Annotated in this window: 1 protein-coding gene and 1 pseudogene; both read right to left on the reverse strand. The window is 42.3% G+C overall.

The features are described 5' to 3' along the window. Nucleotides 1–3 precede the first annotated feature (3 nt). Nucleotides 4–822: pseudogene (gene iscB, locus F6K53_RS38035) on the reverse strand (RNA-guided endonuclease IscB); the annotation flags it as partial. Between the two features lie 449 nt (nt 823–1,271). Beyond that, complete coding sequence (locus F6K53_RS38040; protein ID WP_293084904.1) at nt 1,272–2,060, reverse strand: FkbM family methyltransferase; 789 nt, start codon at nt 2,058–2,060, stop codon at nt 1,272–1,274. Nucleotides 2,061–2,161: the final 101 nt, after the last annotated feature.

The raw sequence follows: 2,161 nt of genomic DNA on the forward strand, positions 1-2,161 counted from the left end.
TCATCTGGTTGAGTTAACCGCTGCTGCATTAGCTAAAGGCTTTTTCGCCTGAGCTAAAACTCGCTTTAAGACACTAGGTTTGCCAGACAAAAATTGTTCGATTTCCTGAACTCCTTTCGTCTGATTACATTTGTGACAAGCAATAGCTAAGTTACAGACTCGGTTAGAGCCTCCCCTAGCTAATGGCTTGATATGCTCTATTTCTAGAGGAGTGTTAGCTGCTCCACAGTAAGCACATTGGCGGTTCCATTTTTCAAGTAGATACTCCCGTAGTTCATACCCGTACAATGTGCCTTGCTGATACTCGACACCAGATATTTCGGGATTTTCCATTTTTTGAGTGTCAAAACGGACTAACTCCTGAGAAATACCAACAATTGGGCATAATCTACTTAACTTTTTAGTCCAAGTCAAGATATTGTGAACTCGTGACATTAAACTAGGAGCTAGCCAGCCAACTGAGCGTTTTCGATTCAAAAATCTAGGCTGACGGTAACGAGTTTTCCGGTTACGCCTAGAACGCCTTAACCGCCTACGAGAGATTAGAGCATCTCTGATTTGAAAACCCCTGTGAGTTAGTTCAGCTCCCCAAACAACTTTATTATCCTGGACAATGGCTAAGCCCGTAGTCTTAGCACCGGGGTCTATTTTGAGTTGATGTTCGTGGGTTACACAGTTTTTGACCTCCAATTCTGGCATAATGATTGTGAACGGGTATCTTTTTAGAACTCTTGCTTTCCCCTGTTTGAGTAGAATTCTGGCTCTAGCAGGCTGACAAGGGTCTAATGGTTTTTTGTTTTTGTCGAGTACAAATACGCGCATAATTACGTTTACTCCTATTTCTAGGGTTAAGTTCGCTGAGTGCTTCGCACACGCTGCCGCGAACGCTAATGTTGTCAGTCGGTACTATCCAAATTGCACTCCCTTAACCTGATACAGATGTTTAACAATTTGGTTCTAGAGCTTGGAACTAGCGACGCATCCCAAGGTAGGAACTTGAACACTTACTGACAACGGAGTCCGCTTAGGACTTAAGCTGGTCAAGTATTGAGGTTACAAGCCCCCGGATTCTATGCGTGGGGTTGCACTACTCCCAGGTTCTTGACAGAAATAATAGATCAGCAACTAGGACAAGACTTCCCCAGTAACTCTACTAGTAGAGTACTTTAATAACCCACCCTACTATTTATAACTATTTCTAGGGATTTATAGGGTTTGTTGCCCAGTTTTTTCTAAATCCTACAGAATGCTCCTGTGTTTTCTAGCTATTGCTAAGGCGTAGCCAAGAAATTCCAAGCAGAGCCTTCTTCACAGATTATGGCAAATTCCGTCTTACTGAGTGGAGCTAACCCCTCTAGCCAACTGTTAAGTTTAAAAAACTTAAAACCACACTGGTTGACTAGGAAATCATACATCATACCTGGCGTTGTTTTATAATCAACCATGGCAGTACGACCAAATTCAAAGACTAGGTAAGGCTTGTGGGTTTTTAAGGTTCGGATAGCACCTTTGAAAACCTGAAACTCTGCTCCTTCTGTATCTACCTTAATAAACTTAACTTTGAAGTCAGGTTGAAGGATGTCATCAAGTTTTTGAGTTTTGATGGCAATCGATTCTGTTTGAGCATTGTTATAGCCCCAATGGGTGTAGTCTCTGTGTTTTAGACCACTGAGTGCTGGGGCATCAACAACATGGAAGAACGTGGTTTCTCCCTCTAAATCACTCAAGGCAATTTGCCTAACATCAACCTTTGGGAACCGTTTTTCCAGCCGAGTAGCCAGTCGGGGAACCGGCTCGAAAGCATAGTGCTGACCGAGGGGAGCCACTTGGCATATTTTTGTCAACACACTCCCCATGTTGGCACCCACATCGATACAGTTTGAGGATTTGTCTAAAATCCGCTTCATAATCTGATAGACATAGGTGTCATCTTCCCTGCTCCTCAGGATATCTTTGCTGGGAGGGTTGATTAAATCAACAATACTTCTTGCCGCAGGCTCAAACGGTGTGCCAATCAATAACTCTTTCAGGTGAGTTTTGATTGTTAAAGGTAGATTCATTTTTTAGCTGCGTATAAAGCTTAGCTTTTAAGTTCTAGCATAAACTAATCGGTGGGGATCAGCTGTATTTACAATAGTTTACAAAAAAACCTATTTTTAAA

Origin of the sequence: Moorena sp. SIO4A1, assembly GCF_010672065.1 — a bacterium.
Classification (GTDB): domain Bacteria; phylum Cyanobacteriota; class Cyanobacteriia; order Cyanobacteriales; family Coleofasciculaceae; genus Moorena.